The organism is Achromobacter spanius, assembly GCF_039673305.1.
Taxonomy (GTDB): domain Bacteria; phylum Pseudomonadota; class Gammaproteobacteria; order Burkholderiales; family Burkholderiaceae_B; genus Achromobacter; species Achromobacter spanius_F.
Genome location: NZ_JBDJLJ010000087.1, coordinates 1 through 17,324 on the forward strand (window position 1 = coordinate 1; position 17,324 = coordinate 17,324).

At 69.8% G+C, this 17,324-nt stretch carries 19 protein-coding genes and 1 pseudogene; 6 read left to right on the forward strand and 14 right to left on the reverse strand.

Translation table 11 applies throughout. The features are described 5' to 3' along the window. The 3 genes and pseudogenes from ABE485_RS29780 to ABE485_RS29790 all read right to left on the reverse strand — a co-directional run. A pseudogene (locus ABE485_RS29780) lies at positions 1 to 481 on the reverse strand (DNA polymerase Y family protein); the annotation flags it as partial. Further along, complete coding sequence (gene imuA / locus ABE485_RS29785; protein WP_346518859.1) at positions 411 to 1,115, reverse strand: translesion DNA synthesis-associated protein ImuA; 705 nt, start codon at positions 1,113 to 1,115, stop codon at positions 411 to 413. The pseudogene ABE485_RS29780 and the gene imuA, both read right to left, overlap by 71 nt. Before the next feature lie 146 nt (positions 1,116 to 1,261). Further along, positions 1,262 to 2,812 carry an amino acid permease gene (locus tag ABE485_RS29790; protein ID WP_346518860.1) on the reverse strand — a complete coding sequence of 517 codons (1,551 nt, stop codon included), beginning with the start codon at positions 2,810 to 2,812 and terminating at the stop codon, positions 1,262 to 1,264. A 214-nt stretch (positions 2,813 to 3,026) separates the two neighbouring features. Between ABE485_RS29790 and ypfH the strand changes: the two genes are divergently transcribed. Further along, complete coding sequence (ypfH, locus tag ABE485_RS29795) at positions 3,027 to 3,731, forward strand: esterase (RefSeq protein ID WP_346518861.1); 705 nt, start codon at positions 3,027 to 3,029, stop codon at positions 3,729 to 3,731. Here the strand turns inward: ypfH and ABE485_RS29800 are convergent, their stop codons facing one another. From ABE485_RS29800 to queE, 7 genes are all read right to left on the reverse strand, one after another. Beyond that, on the reverse strand, positions 3,732 to 5,153 hold the full coding sequence (locus ABE485_RS29800) for an efflux transporter outer membrane subunit (RefSeq protein WP_346518862.1): 1,422 nt from the start codon (positions 5,151 to 5,153) through the stop codon (positions 3,732 to 3,734). A 61-nt stretch (positions 5,154 to 5,214) separates the two neighbouring features. Then, positions 5,215 to 6,114, reverse strand: coding sequence for an HlyD family secretion protein (locus tag ABE485_RS29805; protein WP_346518863.1), 900 nt, complete (start codon positions 6,112 to 6,114; stop codon positions 5,215 to 5,217). 2 nt (positions 6,115 to 6,116) lie between these two features. Continuing rightward, positions 6,117 to 6,329, reverse strand: coding sequence for a DUF1656 domain-containing protein (locus ABE485_RS29810; RefSeq protein ID WP_008166131.1), 213 nt, complete (start codon positions 6,327 to 6,329; stop codon positions 6,117 to 6,119). Continuing rightward, positions 6,326 to 8,377, reverse strand: a complete 2,052-nt coding sequence (locus ABE485_RS29815; RefSeq protein ID WP_346518864.1) for an FUSC family protein — start codon at positions 8,375 to 8,377, stop codon at positions 6,326 to 6,328. Before ABE485_RS29815 ends, ABE485_RS29810 begins: the two co-directional genes overlap by 4 nt. Further along, a complete protein-coding gene (locus ABE485_RS29820) occupies positions 8,374 to 8,847 on the reverse strand; it encodes a MarR family winged helix-turn-helix transcriptional regulator (protein ID WP_346518865.1) in 474 nt (157 codons plus the stop codon). Before ABE485_RS29820 ends, ABE485_RS29815 begins: the two co-directional genes overlap by 4 nt. A 442-nt stretch (positions 8,848 to 9,289) precedes the next feature. Then, a complete protein-coding gene (queD, locus tag ABE485_RS29825; protein ID WP_346518866.1) occupies positions 9,290 to 9,733 on the reverse strand; it encodes a 6-carboxytetrahydropterin synthase QueD in 444 nt (147 codons plus the stop codon). A 28-nt stretch (positions 9,734 to 9,761) separates the two neighbouring features. Then, entirely contained in the window at positions 9,762 to 10,394 is a 633-nt protein-coding gene (queE, locus tag ABE485_RS29830; protein ID WP_346518867.1) for a 7-carboxy-7-deazaguanine synthase, read from the reverse strand. Positions 10,395 to 10,571: 177 nt separating this feature from the next. Between queE and arfB the strand changes: the two genes are divergently transcribed. The 4 genes from arfB to ABE485_RS29850 all read left to right on the forward strand — a co-directional run bounded on the left by arfB (position 10,572) and on the right by ABE485_RS29850 (position 13,202). Further along, complete coding sequence (gene arfB / locus ABE485_RS29835; protein WP_346518868.1) at positions 10,572 to 10,988, forward strand: alternative ribosome rescue aminoacyl-tRNA hydrolase ArfB; 417 nt, start codon at positions 10,572 to 10,574, stop codon at positions 10,986 to 10,988. After that, entirely contained in the window at positions 10,988 to 11,671 is a 684-nt protein-coding gene (locus ABE485_RS29840; RefSeq protein ID WP_346518869.1) for a DUF2238 domain-containing protein, read from the forward strand. Before arfB ends, ABE485_RS29840 begins: the two co-directional genes overlap by 1 nt. Positions 11,672 to 11,746: 75 nt before the next feature. Further along, positions 11,747 to 12,094, forward strand: coding sequence for an ArsR/SmtB family transcription factor (locus ABE485_RS29845; protein WP_346518870.1), 348 nt, complete (start codon positions 11,747 to 11,749; stop codon positions 12,092 to 12,094). A 52-nt stretch (positions 12,095 to 12,146) separates the two neighbouring features. After that, the gene (locus tag ABE485_RS29850) at positions 12,147 to 13,202 is read left to right on the forward strand and encodes an alkene reductase (protein WP_346518871.1); all 1,056 of its coding nucleotides are present in this window, start codon (positions 12,147 to 12,149) and stop codon (positions 13,200 to 13,202) included. Positions 13,203 to 13,230: 28 nt separating this feature from the next. Here ABE485_RS29850 and ABE485_RS29855 read toward each other — a convergent pair whose 3' ends face one another. After that, the gene (locus ABE485_RS29855) at positions 13,231 to 14,067 is read right to left on the reverse strand and encodes a CPBP family intramembrane glutamic endopeptidase (RefSeq protein ID WP_346518872.1); all 837 of its coding nucleotides are present in this window, start codon (positions 14,065 to 14,067) and stop codon (positions 13,231 to 13,233) included. 175 nt (positions 14,068 to 14,242) lie between these two features. Between ABE485_RS29855 and ABE485_RS29860 the strand changes: the two genes are divergently transcribed. Then, on the forward strand, positions 14,243 to 14,617 hold the full coding sequence (locus tag ABE485_RS29860; protein ID WP_346518873.1) for an MAPEG family protein: 375 nt from the start codon (positions 14,243 to 14,245) through the stop codon (positions 14,615 to 14,617). A 47-nt stretch (positions 14,618 to 14,664) separates the two neighbouring features. Here ABE485_RS29860 and ABE485_RS29865 read toward each other — a convergent pair whose 3' ends face one another. The 3 genes from ABE485_RS29865 to ABE485_RS29875 form a co-directional block, all read right to left on the reverse strand. After that, positions 14,665 to 15,099: a carboxypeptidase-like regulatory domain-containing protein gene (locus ABE485_RS29865; RefSeq protein ID WP_346518874.1), complete on the reverse strand. Its 435-nt coding sequence runs from the start codon at positions 15,097 to 15,099 to the stop codon at positions 14,665 to 14,667. A 116-nt stretch (positions 15,100 to 15,215) separates the two neighbouring features. Further along, complete coding sequence (locus tag ABE485_RS29870; RefSeq protein WP_346518875.1) at positions 15,216 to 16,031, reverse strand: NRDE family protein; 816 nt, start codon at positions 16,029 to 16,031, stop codon at positions 15,216 to 15,218. 3 nt (positions 16,032 to 16,034) lie between these two features. Beyond that, the coding region (locus ABE485_RS29875; RefSeq protein WP_346518876.1) for an FUSC family protein at positions 16,035 to 17,324 on the reverse strand (1,290 nt) is incomplete at its 5' end.

Sequence of the window (17,324 nt, forward strand, 5' to 3'; positions counted from 1 at the left end):
GCTTGAGGGTGCGGCGGGGGACGCCGCGCCCGGCGCGGTGCGCCAGCAGCCAGGCGCCCGCCGCGGTGGGCGCCATGCCCAGCGTGGCGCGCAGGTCCAGCGCGCGCAGCGTGGCGGCCACCCGCCGGCTCAGGGCCCGCGGGCCGCGGAAGAACATCAGGCTGGCGCCCACGTTCAGGAGCACGGTGTCGCCGTCAGCCAGCGCGATTTCCGGCGTGTATTGCAGCAGGGCCAGGGCCGCGCCCTGCAGGGCCTCGGCTTCGGCCTGGGCGTTGCGGGGCTGCAGTTCCACGTCGGGGGCGATGGCCGCCGCACCCGCGCGGCGCATGCCGGGCGTCACGCCGGCCCGGCGGGCGGCGGGAGTCAGGGCGGCGACGCGTTCCTGGTCCAGGACGGCGAACGCCTCCTGTTCATGCGGCCAGTGCGGGCGTATGGCGTCCAGCGGCAGGCAGCGCAGGCAGGCGGCGATCCAGAGGCGCATGGCGGGGAGAAGAAGGCGTAAGGGCGCCGGGCTCAAGGCCCACGTACAGCGGCGTGTCGCAGACAGGCCCCCGGCGCTTGAGAATATGGACGGACAGCCCGCCCGGCGCGGGCGCCAGCGCCAGCCGCAAGGCGGCGGGGGTGGCGTTCTGCGCGGCGCGGGACGGGCGCACGGCGATGAACAGCAGGTCGCTGGCTTGCGCGGCCAGGTGCAGGCGGCGCAGGGATTCGGGGCGAACGTGGGGCAGCCAGCAGACCAGCGCGCCGCAGCTGCCGTTTTTCAGGATCTGTTCGGCGGCCCAGAGCGCGTCGACGGGTTTTTCCGGGGCTACCCAGAGCAGTTGCCGGGGATCCAGCCGCCAGCTCATCCAGCTGGCGATGTGCGGCGCGTGCGGCGGCTGCACCAGCGCGATGGCGCGCCGCGTTTCCAGTTGGGCCAGCGCCGGGCGCAACAGGCGCATTTCTCCCACCCCGGGATGCGGGGTCAGCAGTTCAACCAGCGAACCCAGCGGCCAGCCGCCGTCGGGCAGCTCGGCCGACAGCGCCGCATGCCCGGTGGGCAGGGTGCGGGCGGCGCCTTGGGCCAGCTGGGTGGCGCGCCACAACGCGGGATGGATACGTTCGGGGGACTGCATGGCGATGACGCCCGGGGCTCAATAAGCTGTATGAATATACAGTATTGTAGCGGGCTTTCAGGCCGCCGGACGTATCGAAAAGTGGCCCGCCGCCAACAGCGGCGCGGCGGCAGGCGATGGCGAGGAACGCCTGCGTGCGCGGCGGATCAGCCCGGCGCCGGGCGGGCCTGGCGCGCCTGGCGCGCGGGTTCCGGGGACGCATCCGCGCCGGCATCCGCCTCCAGCCCGTAGAAGCGCATGTCCTCGTACCGGATCCAGCGCGATCCGCGCAGCAGGCGGTGGCCAAGCCACAACCCCAGGAACAGCGGAATGGCCAGGTAAGTGGAAACCACCCCGATCCAGTCGATGCGGTCTTCCAGGAACGCCTGGTAGTTCTGGCCCAGCGTCACCAGCAGGCACAGCACGAAGGCGAACAGCGGGCCGAAGGGAAACAGGCCGGCCTTGTAGGGCAGGTCGGCGGTGTCGTAGCCATGTTTCACGTAGCCCTGGCGGAAGCGGTAGTGGCTCATCGCGATGCTCAGCCAGACGATGAACTCCGTCATCCCCGCGAAGTTGAGCAGCCAGATGTACACCGCCTTCGGGCTGTACACCACGCTGAACAGGCACAGGCAGGCCAGCAGCGTGGTTGCCAGCAGCGCGTACAGCGGCACGCCGCGGGGCGTCAGGTGCTTGAAGAGGGCCGGCGCCTGGCCTTCGGCCGCCATGTTGAACAGCATCCGCGTGGCCGCGTACATGCCCGAATTGCCCGCCGACAGCACCGACGTCAGGATCACCGCATTCATCACCGTGGCCGCCGACAGCAGCCCGGCATGCTGGAACACCAGCGTGAACGGACTGACCGCGATGTCCTCGACTTCGTTGCGCAGCAGTTGCGGGTCGGTATAGGGCACCAGCAGTCCGATGATCAGGATCGCCAGCACATAGAACAGCAGGATGCGCCAGAACACGCTGTTGATGGCGCGCGGCACATTGCGCCGGGGATTCTCGGATTCGCCCGCCGCCACGCCGACCAGCTCGGTGCCCTGGAAGGAATAGGCCACCACCATCGCCACCCCGACCCACGTCGCCACATTGCCGACGAAAGGCGCGTCGCCCACCTGCCAGTTCTCCAGCCCCACCGGCCCGCCGCCGTGGATGATGCCGGCCAGCATCGCCAGCCCCACCGCGATGAAGCACAGCACGGCCACGACCTTGATGATGGCGAACCAGTACTCGGCCTCGCCGAAGCTGCGCGCCGAAAACGCGTTCAGCCCGAAGGTCAGCGCCAGGAATGCGACGCTCCAGATCCATCCCGGCGTATCCGGCATCCAGTAAGCCATCACCAACTGCGCCGCCACGACGTCCACGGCCACCACCGTGGCCCAGCTGACCCAGAAGTTCCAGCCCAGCGCGAAGCCGAAGCCCGGGTCGACATAGCGCGACGCATAGGTGCAGAACGACCCCGACACCGGCATGAAGGTCGCCAGTTCGCCCAGGCTGGTCATGATGAAGTAGACCATCAGGCCGATCAGCAGATAGACCAGCAGGGCGCCGCCCGGTCCCGCCTGCGCGATGGCCGCGCCGGAGGCGACGAACAGGCCGGTGCCGATGGCTCCCCCCAGCGCTATCATGGTCAGGTGGCGCGCCTTGAGCACGCGGTGAAGCTGGTTCTGGCTGGGGGGCGCCGCGGCGCCCGTATCGTGAGTCGGTGTGTGCATTGCTGAATCGGTGATGGCCGCTGCGCGCATGGCAGGCGGCTGGGGCGGCGTCTGGCGTGCGAGACGATCCGCGGCCCGCCCCGGCGTCTCGGGACGCCCGGCCACGGGGCGCAAGTCAGTGAGGCGTCGGCCTCGGCGGACACGGGGCGGCGCATTTTACAATGCGGCAATCGGGGCGCGTTCCGGCGGCCCCAGGCCAGTACGGAGCGGTTTCATGGCGTCTTCCAGTTCTATCGAATTTCTTCCCGATCCCGGCGTCGACGTGCGCCAGCTTTTCATCCTGCTGCATGGCGTGGGCGGGACGCCCGATGGCCTGGCGCCCCTGGCCCAGGCCCTGCGCGCCGCGTTTCCGACGGCGGCGGTGCTGATCCCCGAAGGCTTCGAGCCCTTCGACGGCGGCGGCGCCGGCCGCCAGTGGTTTTCCGTGCGCGGCGTCACCGAGGAAAACCGCGCCGAACGCGTGGCCCGCGCCATGCCGCCCCTGGAAGCCTACGTGCGCGACGCGCAGGCGCGCTTCGGGCTGCTGCAATCCGACACCGCGCTGGCGGGCTTTTCGCAGGGCGCCATCATGGCGCTGGAACTGGTGCAGGCCCACGACGGCATGGCCGGGCGCGTTCTGGCGTTTTCAGGCCGCTACGCGCAACTGCCCAAGAGCGCGCCGCAATACACCACCATCCACCTGCTGCACGGCGCCGACGACCCCGTCATGGGCGTGGCCAACGCGCAGGCGGCGCAGGCCCGGCTGGCCGAGCTGCACGGCGATTCCACCATCGACATCGCCACCCACGTCGGCCATGAACTGCATCCGGCCCTGATCCAGCGCGCCATCCTGCGCCTGCAGACCTGCGTGCCGCTGCGCAGCTGGGAAGCGGCGCTGGGCCTGAACCAGACGCCGCCGGACGGCACGACGGTGCATTGATTACTTTTCCCAGCCGCCACCCAGCGCCAGGAACAGCGCGATCTGGTCGCTGCTGAGGTCGGTCTGCGAGGCCGCCAGCGCGCTTTCGTTGGTGGCCAGCGTGCGTTCGGCGTCCAGCACCGTCAGGTAGTCGGTCTTGCCGTACTGGAACAGGCGGCGCGCCTGCGAGGCGGCTTCGGCGCTCTGGTCGCGCGCGGCGCGCAGGGCGGTGTCGCGGTCGAGCTGGCGGGCATAGACCACCAGCGCGCTTTCCGTTTCGCGCAGGGCGTTCAGCACGGTCGCGTCGAAGCGGGCGGCGGCGGCCTTGGTGTTGGCCTCGGCCTCGGCGATGCGCGCCTGCGCGGCGCCCGTGTTGGGAACGGTCCAGGAAATCAGCGGCCCCACGCTCCAGCTGAACGTGCCGCGGTCGCCGAACATGGTGGCCGGGCCGCCCGACGCCGCCGACAGGCCCAGCGTGATCTTGGGATAGAGATCGGCCGTGGCCACGCCGATGCGCGCGGTGGAGGCAGCCAGGGTGCGCTCGGCCTGGCGGATGTCCGGACGGCGACGCAGCAGTTCGGCGCCGTCGCCGACGGGGATGGTCTCGGTCAGCTTGGGCGCGGCGGCGCACTGCAGCAGCGCGGGCGAGATTTCGCCCGGGGTCTGGCCGGTCAATGCGGCCAGGCGATACAGCGCGGTGCGCTGCTGGGCCTGGAAGGGCGGCAGGTTGGCCTGCAATTGCTCGAGTTGGCTGCGCGCGCGGGTGACGTCCAGCGTGGTGCCGCGGCCGGCCTGCTGCAGCCGGCTCACCGCGTCCAGCGACTCTTTCTGCACCTGCACCGAATGCTGCGCCGACGCCAGCTGCATGCCCGCCGCGCACATGTTGGCGTAGGCGCGCGCGGTCTCGGCCGCGACGGTGACGCGGGTGGCGTCGTACGCCGCCTGGGCGGCCTGCGCATCGTCGGTGGACGCTTCCACGGCGCGGCGGATCTGGCCGAAGAGGTCCAGCTGGTACGACACGCTGGCGCCGGTGGAATAGGACCAGCGGTTCGGAGGATCGATGCCCGGCTGCAGTTCCTGCAGGCCCGAGACGTGGCCGAAGGTGGGCGAGGCATTGACGCCGATGGTCGGCTGCTGCTGCGCCTGCGTTTCGCGCAGCGCGGCTTGCGCGCGCTCAAGGTTGGCGCTGGCCACGCGCAGGTCCGTGTTGGCGGCCAGGGCCTTTTCCACCAGACCGTCCAGCGTAGGGTCGTTGTACAGGCGCCACCAGTGTCCCGGCACCGCTTCCTGCCGATACGCGGCTTCCTGCGCTTGCACGAAGGAGGCTTGCGCGCTCGGCCGCAGGGAGGCGGACTCGGCGGGCACCTTGTAGTCGGGGCCCACGGAGGCGCATCCGGCCAGCGCAAGGGCCAGCATCAGCGGAAGGAGGTGTCTGGTATTCATGGCAGCTACGGCTTGGCGTCGATAAGGAGTTAAGGGTTGGACAGCGGGGCGGTCGCCGGCATCACGAGGCGGAGGCCGCTGCGGGGTCGGGGTCCACCGAGACGGTGGCGGTCTGGCCGGCCACCAGGCGCACGCCCTCGGGCACGTCGTCGATCTTCACGCGCACGGGAATGCGCTGCGCCAGCCGGACCCAGTTGAAGGTGGGATTCACGTTGGGCAGCAGGTTGGCGCCGGTGCTGCGGTCGCGGTCGGCGATGCCCATGGCGATGCTCTCGACGTGGCCGCGGATGTGGCGCGGGTCGCCCATCAGGGTCACGGTGACCGGGTCGCCTTCGCGGATGCCGGGCAGCTTGGTTTCCTCGAAGTAGCCTTCGACGTAGAACGAACCGGCGTCCACCAGCGCCATCACGCCGCGGCCGGCCGTGGCGTACGAGCCGGCGCGCAGGTCCAGGTTGGTGACGCGGCCGTCGCTGGCCGCGACCACGCGGCTGCGTTCCAGATTCAGCCGGGCGGTGTTCAGCTGCACCTGCGCCTGGGCCAGCGCGGCTTCGGTCTGCTGCACCTTGGTCTGGCTTTGCTCGACGGCTTCGGCCGCCACCAGCTGGCCCAGCGAGCGGTTGCGCTTGGCGTCGCGCAGCGCCTGGTCGTGCGCCACCTGCTGCGAACGCACCGAGGCCTGGGCCTGGTCGTAGGCAAGCTGGAAGCGCGCGCGGTCGATCTCGAACAGCAGGTCGCCGGCCTTCACGTCCTGGTTGTCGTGCACGGGCACGCTGGTGACCAGGCCGGAGACGTCGGGCGCAACCTGCACGACATAGGCCTTGACGCGCCCGTCGCGCGTCCAGGGTTCGACTTCATAGTGGTCCCAGAGCTGCCAGCCGGCGTAGGCTGCGGCGACGACGACAGCGGCCGTCACCGCGAACTTGCCGATGGCGGCAGGGCGAAGGGCATTGGGGAGTTTCATACCTATCTCTGGAGAAAATATGGGGAAATGAGGGATACGCCGTACAGCAGCACCACGAACAGCGCCAGGTCGAAGAGCGCGGGGTGCCACACCAGGCGATACAGTCCGGCGCGGGCCAGCACGCGGCGCACGCCCCAGGCCACGCCCAGGGTGATCACGCCCAGCACCAGCAGCCAGGGGAAATAAATGCCGTAAAGATTGAATTCGCCGATCATGATGCGTGGCCCTCCAGCGTCGGGTGGGCGGGTTGATAGTCGGGAGCCTCGGGGAAGAACGCACGGCGGATGCCCACCAGCGCCACCACTGCGCGGTCGCGCGCGCTGGGGCCCTGCGGCGTGGCGGCCACGCTGGACAGCGCGCGGTCGATCTGCGCCAGGAACTCGGGCGATTTTTCGTGCGTGCGTCCCGACGAGCGGACCCGGAAGAATTGCGCCAGGCTGTTGAGCACCGGCTGGATGGTGGGTTCGGCCATCGGCAGATGGCGGCGCGCGCGCTGCAGTTCGGTGATGTCGCGGCCCACGCGCAGGTCCTTCAGGGCATCGGCGGCCACCACGTCGTCCGGGCGCTTGGCCAACGCCAGGCGCGGCTGCAGGAGGCCGATGCGGTCCAGCATGCGGGCGGTGTAGGTATGGCGCGAGGGGGCGCGCGGCGAACCGGCAAGCGTCGCCAGATCTTTCCAGTTGGCGGCCTGGATGCGGCGCGCGCTCCAGTCGGCGCTGACGGTGCGGAAGATGGCCGCGATGATCGCGGCCGTGGCCACGCCCATGCATTGCGCCACCTGCGTGTCGATGAACGACACGACGTCGGCGGTGTTGGTGTCCTGCAGCGCCATCGTGCCCAGAAAGCCGAACAGCATCGCCATGGCCTTGCCGGCGCTGGCCGGCCGCGCGATGAAGATGCCCAGCACGAAGGCCGTCGGCAGCATCGACAGGGCCAGCATCTCGAACGAATGGATGGCGGGCATGATGCCCAGCAGGTACAGCGCCGACAGCGGAATCGAATACACCGTGTAGGTCAGGAACTGCATGATGCCGGGCACCGGGTTGTCCTGCGACGCGAAGAAGCAGCTGAAGATGGCGGCCATCAGCGCGGCGGTGGCGCCGTTGCTCCAGGCCGTGCCGATCCAGAAGGCGCAGCAGACCGAAATGGCCAGGCCCGCGGCCAGCGCGGACAGCAGCGCCATGCCGTGGTCGCGGTGCAGCGCCGAATTGGGATCGCGGGCGGGCCGCGACGCGCGCACCGGCGCGCCCTGCAGGCCGGCGCGGATGTCGCGGCGCAGGGCCAGGCATTCGTCGTAGGTGTCGATCAGTTCGCGCAGCCGCGTCATCAGGCTGGCCAGGAGCGCATCGCGCCAGGTGGAGCGGCTGTCGATGCCGGGCGTAAGCCGCGTCACCGCGGCGCGCAGGCGCACGGCGGTTTCATGCGAAGCCTGCGCGCCGGCGTTGATCCATTCCGAGATGTCCGACAGCAGCGCCTGCACGGGCGCGGGCAATTCCTGGCCGTCGGCCTGCAGCGCGCGCATGCGGTCTTCCACGGCCGACACCGCGGGCGTCAGCGCGGAAATCTGGTCCTGCATGGCGCGTACGGCGCCCGCCGTCCAGCGCAGGTTGCTGGTGTCGAACGGAACGTGCGTGGATAGCAGGCGCAGCTGCGTGATGTCGTTGGCGAGCACGCGGCGGTCCTTGTCGCGCTGTTCGGCGTTCTTGCCGCTGAGCGTGTCGTGCATCCAGTTGCGCGCGTCGCGCACCGCCTTGTCCAGCTGCAGCGTCAGCGCCGGCGCCAGGCCGCGCGGCAGGACGATGCTGTGGACCAGCGTGGCGCACACGATGCCCAGGCTGATTTCCTCGACGCGGGCGAGCGCCGTGTCGAAGACCAGGGAAGGGTCCGTGACGCTGGGAAAGCCGATCATGGCGGCGGTGTAGCCGGCCAGCATGAACAGGTAGGACCGCGGGGTGCGGTCCAGCACCGACATGTACAGGCAGGCGCCCACCCACAGCACCATCGCGCCGGTCATGACGACCGGGGAATTCGACAGCCGGGGCACCATGTAGACGGTGGCGGCCGAGCCGATGAAGGTGCCCACCAGGCGGTACAGCGCCTTGGAGCGCACGGCGCCGGACCAGGGCTGGGCCACCACATAGGCGGTGGTCATGGCCCAGAACGGACGCGGCAGCCCGATGCTGTACGCCAGGTAGAGCGCCATGATGGCGCTCAGGTAGCTCTTGAGCGAAAAAATGGTTTCGCGCACGTTGGGCAGTTTCATGGCCGCGCGTCCTCCTGGGCGCCCGCCCCGCTGCGGCCCAGCGACACTTTCAGCGTTTCGAAGACGCGTTGGCAGGCTTCCAGGTCTGATTCGCTGACGCCATTGAAGATGCGGCGGCGCAGTTCGACCAGCACGTCCTCGACCTGGGCGCGCAGCGCCTGGCCGGCGTCGGTCAGGTGCAGGGTCCGGGCGCGGCGGTCGTGGGGGTCTTCGCGGCGTTCCATCAGTCCCGCGGCCACCAGCTGGTCCAGCACGCGCACCAGCGACGGGCCTTCGACGCCCAGCGCCTCGGCCAGCGCGCCCTGGCGCACGCCGTCTCCCAGCCGGCCGGCAAGGATGACGGGCCAGGCGGTGGCCTGCGACAGGCCGTAGTCGACGAGCGCCTTGTCGGCGGCGCCGCGATAGGCGCGCGACAGCACCATCAGGTTTGCAGTGGTGGCCATGAGCTGGGAGTCGGAAGGCGTGTTCATGGAATAGATTGTATCCTATTTATTAGCTTACTAATAATTGAAAATAGCGACTATCTCGATAGATTCTTTCAATTGGGAAGATAGGAGGGCGGTTTTCCATGGGTGGGAAACCGGGGACGGGAAGCGGGGGCGAAGCGGCAGCCAAGCGCCGGCCAGGGTGCGGCCAGGGTGCAGTCAGAGGGCAGTCCGGCCCCGGCTTAGCTAGGGCCAGAGGGCAGCCAAGCCCCGGCTAAGCTACGGCCAGCGGGCAACCAGGCCCTGCCGTCCCGGCCGTGTCATGCCCCATTGAATCAGGTGTCTGACACCCTGCATTGAACCAGGTGTCTGACACCCTAAAGGCACGCCGCCGCAAATCGCGGCGGTCTTTCCCGGGTGTCAGACACCGCCGAGCCCAGAAAGGACTTACACCCGAAAGATGCGCGAAGGCCGCCGGTATGTCCCGTCAGCCGTTGCAGTCCGCCCAGCAATTCGGCGTTTCATACAGACGCACCCGAGTCAGGCGCAGCTCCGCGCCGTAGTGGCCGTGGTAATGCGGCGCCAGCGTGTCGAAGACGATGGCGGCCAGGTTTTCCGCGGTGGGGATGCGGTCCAGCACGACGGTCTTGTGGCCGGGCAGGCTGTCCAGGAAGCCGCGCACGGCGGCATCGCCTTCGTACACGAGGAACGCGTGGTCCCAGACGTCCACGATGTGGGTCTTGGCGATGTGCTTGATCTCGGAGAAATCCATCAGCATGCCGTTGTCGGACTCGCCCGGGGCCTGCACGATGTCGCCGGTCAGGGTGATTTCCAGCACGTAGCGGTGGCCGTGCAGATTGCGGCACTGGCTGCGGTGGTCGGGAATGCGGTGGCCGGCGTCGAACTCGAGCCTGCGGGTCACGGAAATCATCGCGCGCTCCGCAAGGCGTGGGGGTAAATCATGGAATGCCTATGTATTTGTGGGTCTGCAGGCTGAGCCGCCATTGCGGGTGCTGCATACAGTACTGGACGGCCTGTTCGGTATTCGCCGCGCGCGCGGGGCCGTCCATGGGTTGCAGGAAGAAGTGTTCGAAATCCAGCTGCGCGAAGGCTTCGGGCAGCGCATTGGCCTGCGGGTAGACCAGCTTGAGCTCGTTGCCGCGCTCGACCACGACCGGGGCCGTGCCCTTGGGGCTGACGCAGATCCAGTCGATGCCCGCCGGCGGCTTGATGGTGCCGTTGGTTTCGATGGCGACGGTAAAGCCGCGGCCGTGGATGGCGGCCAGCAGCGGCGCGTCCAGTTGCAGCAGCGGCTCGCCGCCCGTGAACACCACATAGCGGTTTTCAAGACCCGGGCCCCAGGCCGCGGCAATGGCGTCGGCCAGCAGTTCGGCAGAGGCGAACTTGCCGCCGCCGTCGCCGTCGGTGCCGATGAAATCGGTATCGCAGAACGTGCAGGCGGCGCTGGCGCGGTCGCTTTCGCGGCCGGTCCAGAGATTACAGCCCGCGAACCGGCAAAACACCGCCGCGCGGCCTGCGTGGGCGCCTTCGCCTTGCAGGGTCTTGAAGATTTCTTTGGCGGAATAGGTCATAGGGGGCGGGCGGCCGGGCGCCGCGCAATTCGAGCAAAAGCCCACTATTTTACTTGGCGCGGCGGATATGCGCCGAAAGACCCCGCCGGCCGGCGGTATTGCACCCGGCCGGCGCCCGGATTTCACGCGCCCGGCCGCCCGTGCAGGAAGCGTGTCGGCCCTGTAGACTTCCGGCCTATGTTTCACGTCCAAGATTCTCTTTACCTCGACGAGCGCGACCTGACGTTCACCATGATCCGCGCCCAGGGCGCCGGCGGGCAGAACGTCAACAAGGTGTCCAGCGCCGTCCACCTGCGCTTTGACGTGCGCGCTTCCAGCCTGCCGCCCGACGTCCAGGACGCGTTGTGCGCCGCGAACGACCACCGCATCTCCAAAGAGGGCGTGATCGTCATCAAGTCGCAGTCGTTCCGCAGCCAGGAAAAGAACCGCGCCGAAGCCATCGAGCGCCTGCTCGCCATGGTGCGGGCGGCGATCCAGGTCGACAAGCCGCGCCGCGCCACCAAGCCGACCCGCGCCTCGCAGCGCCGCCGCGTGCAGCGCAAGGTGCTGCACGGCGAGGTCAAGCGGCTGCGCGGCCGCGTGCAGGGCGATTGATGGCGGACGCCCGCCGCCGCCACCTGTTCACGCTGGCCGCGCTGTTCGCGGTCATCTGGATCGCGCTGGCGATCAATCCCCACGACCGCGCGGACTGGGCGCTGGAAAACGCGCTGGTGCTGGCATTCGGCGGCGCGCTGTTCTTCACGCGGCGCTGGTTCGTGTTTTCGCGCGTGTCCTATACGCTGATCTTCCTGTACCTGTGCCTGCACGCGATCGGCGCCCACTACACCTATTCCCTGGTGCCCTACGACGAGTGGTGGCGTGCCCTGACCGGCCGCAGCCTGAACAGCCTGCTGGGCTGGGAGCGCAACAACTTCGACCGCATCGTGCATTTTTCGTACGGGTTGCTGCTGGCCTACCCCATCCGCGAGATCTTCCTGCGGGTGGCCGAGGTGCGCGGCTTCTGGGCGTACTTCCTGCCCATGGACGTGACCCTGTCCACGTCGGCGCTGTATGAGCTGATGGAGTGGGGCGCCGCCGAGTTCTTCGGCGGCGAGCTGGGCGCGGCCTACCTGGGCACGCAGGGCGCCATCTGGGATGCGCAGAAGGACATGGCGCTGGCGGGGCTGGGGGCCGTCATCGCCATGGCCGTGACGGCGCTGGTCAACCGCAAGGCGCGGCGGGACCTGGCCCGGGACTGGGCGGACAGCCTCAAGCCCGGGCAGCGGCGGGACCGATAGCCCCAATGGCCGCAGGGGCATGACTATATATCGGACAAACCCGATATATGATTCGATAAATTGCGATATACCAATATGACCGCAGCTTCCTCACCTTCCGATCAGACGGGCGCGCAACCCGGCATTGACGCCGACGCCATCCTCAAGGCGCTGGCCAATCCGGTGCGCCGCGACATCCTGGCCTGGCTGAAGACGCCGCACGCGTTTTTCGAAGAACGTCCGGGACACAGCTTTGAGCATGGCGTGTGTGCCGGCCACATCGATCACCGTTGCGGCCTGTCCCAGTCGACCGTGTCCTCGCACCTGGCCGTCTTGCAGCGCGCGGGCCTGATTTCGGCCACGAAGGTGGGGCAGTGGGTTTTTTTCCGTCGCAATGAACCCGTGATTGCCGCATTCCTGCGGCAGTTGAACCACGACATGTAGCTGTCTGCCTTACCCGCCAAGCGTCCCATTGCCCGGGGCGAAAGGATTTTGCATGAACCCCCTGTTTGAACCGCTGAAAGTCGGCGACCTGACCCTGCGCAACCGTGTCGTCATGGCGCCCCTGACCCGCCAGCGCGCCAGCGCCGGCCGCGTGCCCAACGACCTGATGGTCGAGTACTACACCCAGCGCGCCGGCGCCGGCATGATCCTCACCGAAGCCACCGCGGTCACGCCCCAGGGCGTCGGCTACGCCGATACCCCGGGCCTGTGGTCGCAGGACCAGGTCAAGGGCTGGCGCAAGGTCACGTCCGCCGTCCACGACAAGGGCAGCCTGATTGTGGCGCAGCTGTGGCATGTGGGCCGGATTTCGGACCCGATCTTCCTGGACGGCGAGCTGCCCGTCGCGCCCAGCGCCATTGCCGCCCAGGGCCACGTCAGCCACGTGCGTCCCAAGCGCGCCTATGTCACGCCCCGCGCGCTGGAAACGGCCGAGATCCCGGGCGTGGTCGAGGCCTACCGCCACGGCGCGCAGATGGCGATGGAAGCGGGCTTTGACGGCGTGGAAGTGCATGCCGCCAACGGCTACCTGCTGGACCAGTTCCTGCAGGACAGCACCAACCATCGCACAGACCAGTACGGCGGTTCGCTGGAAAACCGGGCGCGCCTGCTGCTGGAAGTGGTCGACGCCTGCGTGTCGGTCTGGGGCGCGGGCCGCGTGGGCGTGCACCTGTCGCCGCGCGGCGACATCCACACGATGGGCGACTCCGACCTGGCGGGCACCTTCGGCTACGTGGCGCGCGAACTCGGCAAGCGCGGCATCGCCTTCCTGTGCGTGCGCGAACGTGAAGGCGCCGACAGCCTGGGCCCGATGCTGAAGGCCGAATTCGGCGGTGTGTACATCGCCAACGAAGGCTATACGCGGGAATCCGCCGAGGCCGCCGTGGCCGCGGGCAAGGCTGACGCCGTGGCGTTCGGCGTGCCGTACATCGCCACCCCCGACCTGGCCGAGCGCCTGCATCGCAACGCGCCGCTGAACACGCCCAATCCGGCCACCTTCTACGCTTCCGGCGCCGAAGGCTACACGGACTACCCGGCGCTGTCCGCCTGAAGCCGGCGCATGCGCCCCTGCGGGGCGCTCACAGCGCGGCGCGCAGCGGATCGGTGAACAAGCCGACGTGCGCCGCGTTCTGGCCCCGGTGCGCCAGAACCGCGGCGCCCAGGCCGCCGTAGCGGTAGGCGGCGCCGTAGGCCGCGCCGGCCAGGCCGGCCAGCACCATCCACTGCCAGCCGCCCGCGTAGTGGGCCAGCCCGAACAGCGCGGCCGACACGGCCAGCGCCGCCCAGGCGCCCCAGGCGCGGCCGCGCCACCAATCCGACAGCCGCTGCTGCACATAGCCGCGGAACAGCGCCTCTTCCGCCAGCGTCACCAGCAGGGCATTGTTGATCAGCCAGATCCAGCCGGACGCGGGCCATTTCGGCGCCCATTCCACCACCCCCATCGCCAGCGCGGCGCCCAGGCAGGCCGCCACCGCGGCCGCCCACGCCAGCAGCGCGGCGGACAGCGTGGCGCGCGCGCTCGCCGCGGCCATCGGCGGCGCCAGCGCCAGCACGACCCAGAACGCCACCAGCGGCTTGTCCATGTTCAGGTACATGCCGAAGGGCACAGCACCCGGACTCATTGGCGCGGGCGCGATCACCAGCGGATTGTGAAAGCCCGGCAGCAGGTGCAGGAACAGCAGCGCGGCCAACACGAGGAACAGCGCGTGTCCCGCCGCGCTGCCCAGGGAATGGGCGCGGCCGCGGACCAGCGCCGCCGCCAGCGCCAGCAACGCCGGCCAGGCCAGCGCGACCGGATCGACCACGCCGTCGGCCAGGGCCCAGGCCCAGGCGGCCGCCAGGGGCGCAAGCGCCCAGCGGCGCGTCGCGGGCGGCCACAACATGGCGGCGGCCAGGAACAGGGCGGACCAGGGCATGAAGTGCTGCATGGGGGGCGAGGAATCGGCGTAAAGCGCTGAGTGTAAGCGCCTGCCCGTGACGATGCGGGCAGCGGGGCTTTCCCTGCGCCCGCTTTCAGGCGACCATGCGGCTGCGGCGGCGCATGCCCCCGCGCATCCGGCGGGCGCCCGCCCGCCAGCACAGGAGCCAGGAATGCAAACAATCGCGTGGTTGATGCTTGCGGCGGCATTGCTGCCGTTCGTATCGACCATCATGGCCAAGGCCGGCGGCAGGAAATTCGACAACAACGATCCGCGCGCGTGGCTGGCGCGCCAGGAGGGCTGGCGGGCGCGGGCCAACGCGGCGCAGGCCAACACGTTCGAGGCGTTGCCGTTCTTCTTTGCGGCGGTGCTGTTCGCGCTTTACAACCAGGCGCCCGCCGCGCACGTCGCCACACTCATGGCCTGCTGGCTGGGCACGCGGGTGGGCTATCTGGCCATGTACCTGGCGAACTGGGGCGCGCTGCGGTCGCTGGTCTGGACGGCCGGCATGGGCTTCGTGATCGCGATCCTGTTCTCCGGCATCTGAAGTCCGCCGCCGGGTCCTTCAGGTCAGCCCCGCCCCGGCGTGCCGCTTCACTTCCATTCGAACATGGCGCGCGCGGTGCCGCTGCCCTGCACGGCGACGTCGCGCTCCTGCGCCTTGCCGTCGAAGGTGGCCGAAATCTTGTAGTTGCCCGCAGGCAGCCTCACCAGCATGTAGGGGCCTTCGGCCGTTGTCTGCAGCACCGGCTTGCCTTGCGCGTCGCGGATGACGACGGCGACGTCGGCCACGTAATCGGCGGCGCCGCCGCGCTGCGCGGCGAACGTAAGCGCCAGCGGGTAATTGCTGGCGGCGGCCTTCATGGCTTCGGATTCGTCCAGGCCGATGCCGCCGCTGACGTATTCGATCGATCCTTGTTGCTTGACCGGCGGCAATTCGGCCTGCGCCGTCGACAGCACGCCGGCGATGGCCATGCTGCCCAGCGTCATGGCGGCGGCCATCGTGCAGCGTTCGATTCGCTTCTTCATGGAATTCTCCTTACCAGGCGCACGCCCGGGGTCGACTGCGTCAACCCTTCGCGGACGATAGCAACTGATTCGATTCGATTGCGGGGGGCGAAGTTCGCGTCCGTGCGCCTCGGAACTCAACCGGTTGTTTCAGGCGACGGGGACAGGGTATCGCCGCCGCCGGCCGCGCGCCAGGAAAACGTCAGCCGGCTTTCGCCGCTGACAGCGCCGTCCGGCGCGAAGCGCCTTTCATGCAGTTCGCCGGCGCCGTCCTCGTGCAGCGCCATCACGCTGGAGCTGCGGGTGCCGTAGTCGGGGCTGACGATGAAGGGGCTGCTCAGCAGCCGCTCGCGGTCCAGGGGCAGGCCGGTGGCGGGCAGGTCGGCGTCGTCCGCGGGGTTGGGGTCGGCCAGCGCCGCGAACAGCGCGGGCAGGTCCGGCTGCGGGCGGCCTTGCAGCACCGCCGTGAAGGCGGCCTTGGTGCGCGCCAGCTTGGGCCAGGGCGTGTCCAGCAGATGGTTGGACAGCGCGTAGACGCCCGGCGCCAGCGCGCGCGGCCCGCCGTCGCGGTTGCTCAGGTACCAGGCTTGCCGGGCGTCGCCGACGATCAGGTTGAAGCCGTTGTAGGCCTGGTCCGCGCGATGCACGTCCGCCAGATAATCCGCCGGCGTCATGGCGCCGCGCAGGAAGTCCTCGACCAGCGCGCCGCGCGACGGCGCATTGTCCAGGTGCCTGCCCGGTTCGCGGAAGTTGGTCACCAGCGCGTAGCGGCCCTGGGTGGTCACGCCCATCCAGGTGCCGCCCGCCTGGCCGTCGCGGCCCGCGTAGATCGTGGGGGCGTCCGCCCATCGCGCCGCCGGCAGGGTGGGACGTTGGTGGAATTCGTCGCGGTTCGCGGCGATCAGCGCGGGGATTCCCGGCAGGGCGTGCAAGGCCAGTACGGCTAGACACATGATTCAGACCTGGTGATGAGTTGAGGTGGCGGCGGCGCGGCCCGGCGCCGCCGTGAAGTCGGGACCGGCGAGCACGGCGCGCAGGGATTCGATCTCGGCGGCCACGTCCTGCAGCGCGGGCGCCGGGGCGGCGATGGCGTCCGCCTGCACGGGCGCGCCCCGGTCGATCGCCTGCGCCAGCCCGTCGAGGGCGCCGGCCAGTTGCGCCACCTGGGCGGCGGCGGGCGCGGCCTGGCCTGCCGGAATCGACCAGGCGGTGTCCGAGATCGCATTGGCCACGCGTTCCAGCGCGACCTCCACCGGCCACCAGGCCAGCGCGCGGCGGCTGACCAGCCGGGGCTCGGACAGCCCGCGCTGCAGCGCGATGCGCAGGTCGGACAGGCGGGCGTAGGCGCGGGCGCGCAGATCGTGCCGGTTGGCGGGATCGGCCTGGAAGATGGTGTTCAGGTAGGCGGCCAGCGTGGTCATGGCGGCGGACACGGCATGGTCCAGGTTGTTGCGCTCGATGCGGATCCAGGGCAGGTAGCCCACCAGCAGCACGATGGCCGCCGCGACGCCCACGTCCACCAGCCGCGCCAGCGCGATCGGCCAGCTGCCGGGCTGCAGCGCGCCGATCAGCAGCATCAGGATGGGCAGCAGGATGGCCGAGAACAGGCCGTAGTTGCGCCGTATCGACCAGGGCAGCAGCGCGGCCAGCGCGGCGACCGTGAGCAGGCTGGCGATGCCGCCGCGATCCAGCGCCAGCACCGTGGCGCTGATGCCCACCCCGACCACGCTGCCCGCGCAGCTTTGCAGGGCGCGGGCGAAGACGGACCCGAAATTGGGCTTGAAAATGACCACGACGATCAGCGGCACCCAGTAGGACCGCGGCAGGGCCGTGGCCAGCGCCACGGCTTCGGCGGCGACCAGGCACAGTGCGAGGCGCACCAGGTAGCGCACCGTGGTCGGCCCGGGGCGGTAGGTTCGCGCCAGCACGCGCCACGGGGTGCGCGGCCGCGCGGGCTGCAGGGCGGCGAAGGCGTCAGCCTCCGATGACCGGGTGCCGTCCAGCAGCGGCTGCGCCTGTTCCAGCGCGTCGGCCAGCGCCGGCATGTCCGCCGCGCGCAGGGCGGCGATGTCGTCGCGTGCGTCCGGTTCGGCGTCGTTCTCCACCCGGTCGGCCAGGCGGTTCATGCCGCGGGCGCAGTCGGCCGGCAGCACGCGTCCGGTCCGCGCCAGCGACAGCGCGGCGTTGGTCAGCGGCGTGCAGGCCTGCAGCTGCGCGGCCAGGCGCGCCAGGCGGGGCGACGGCCC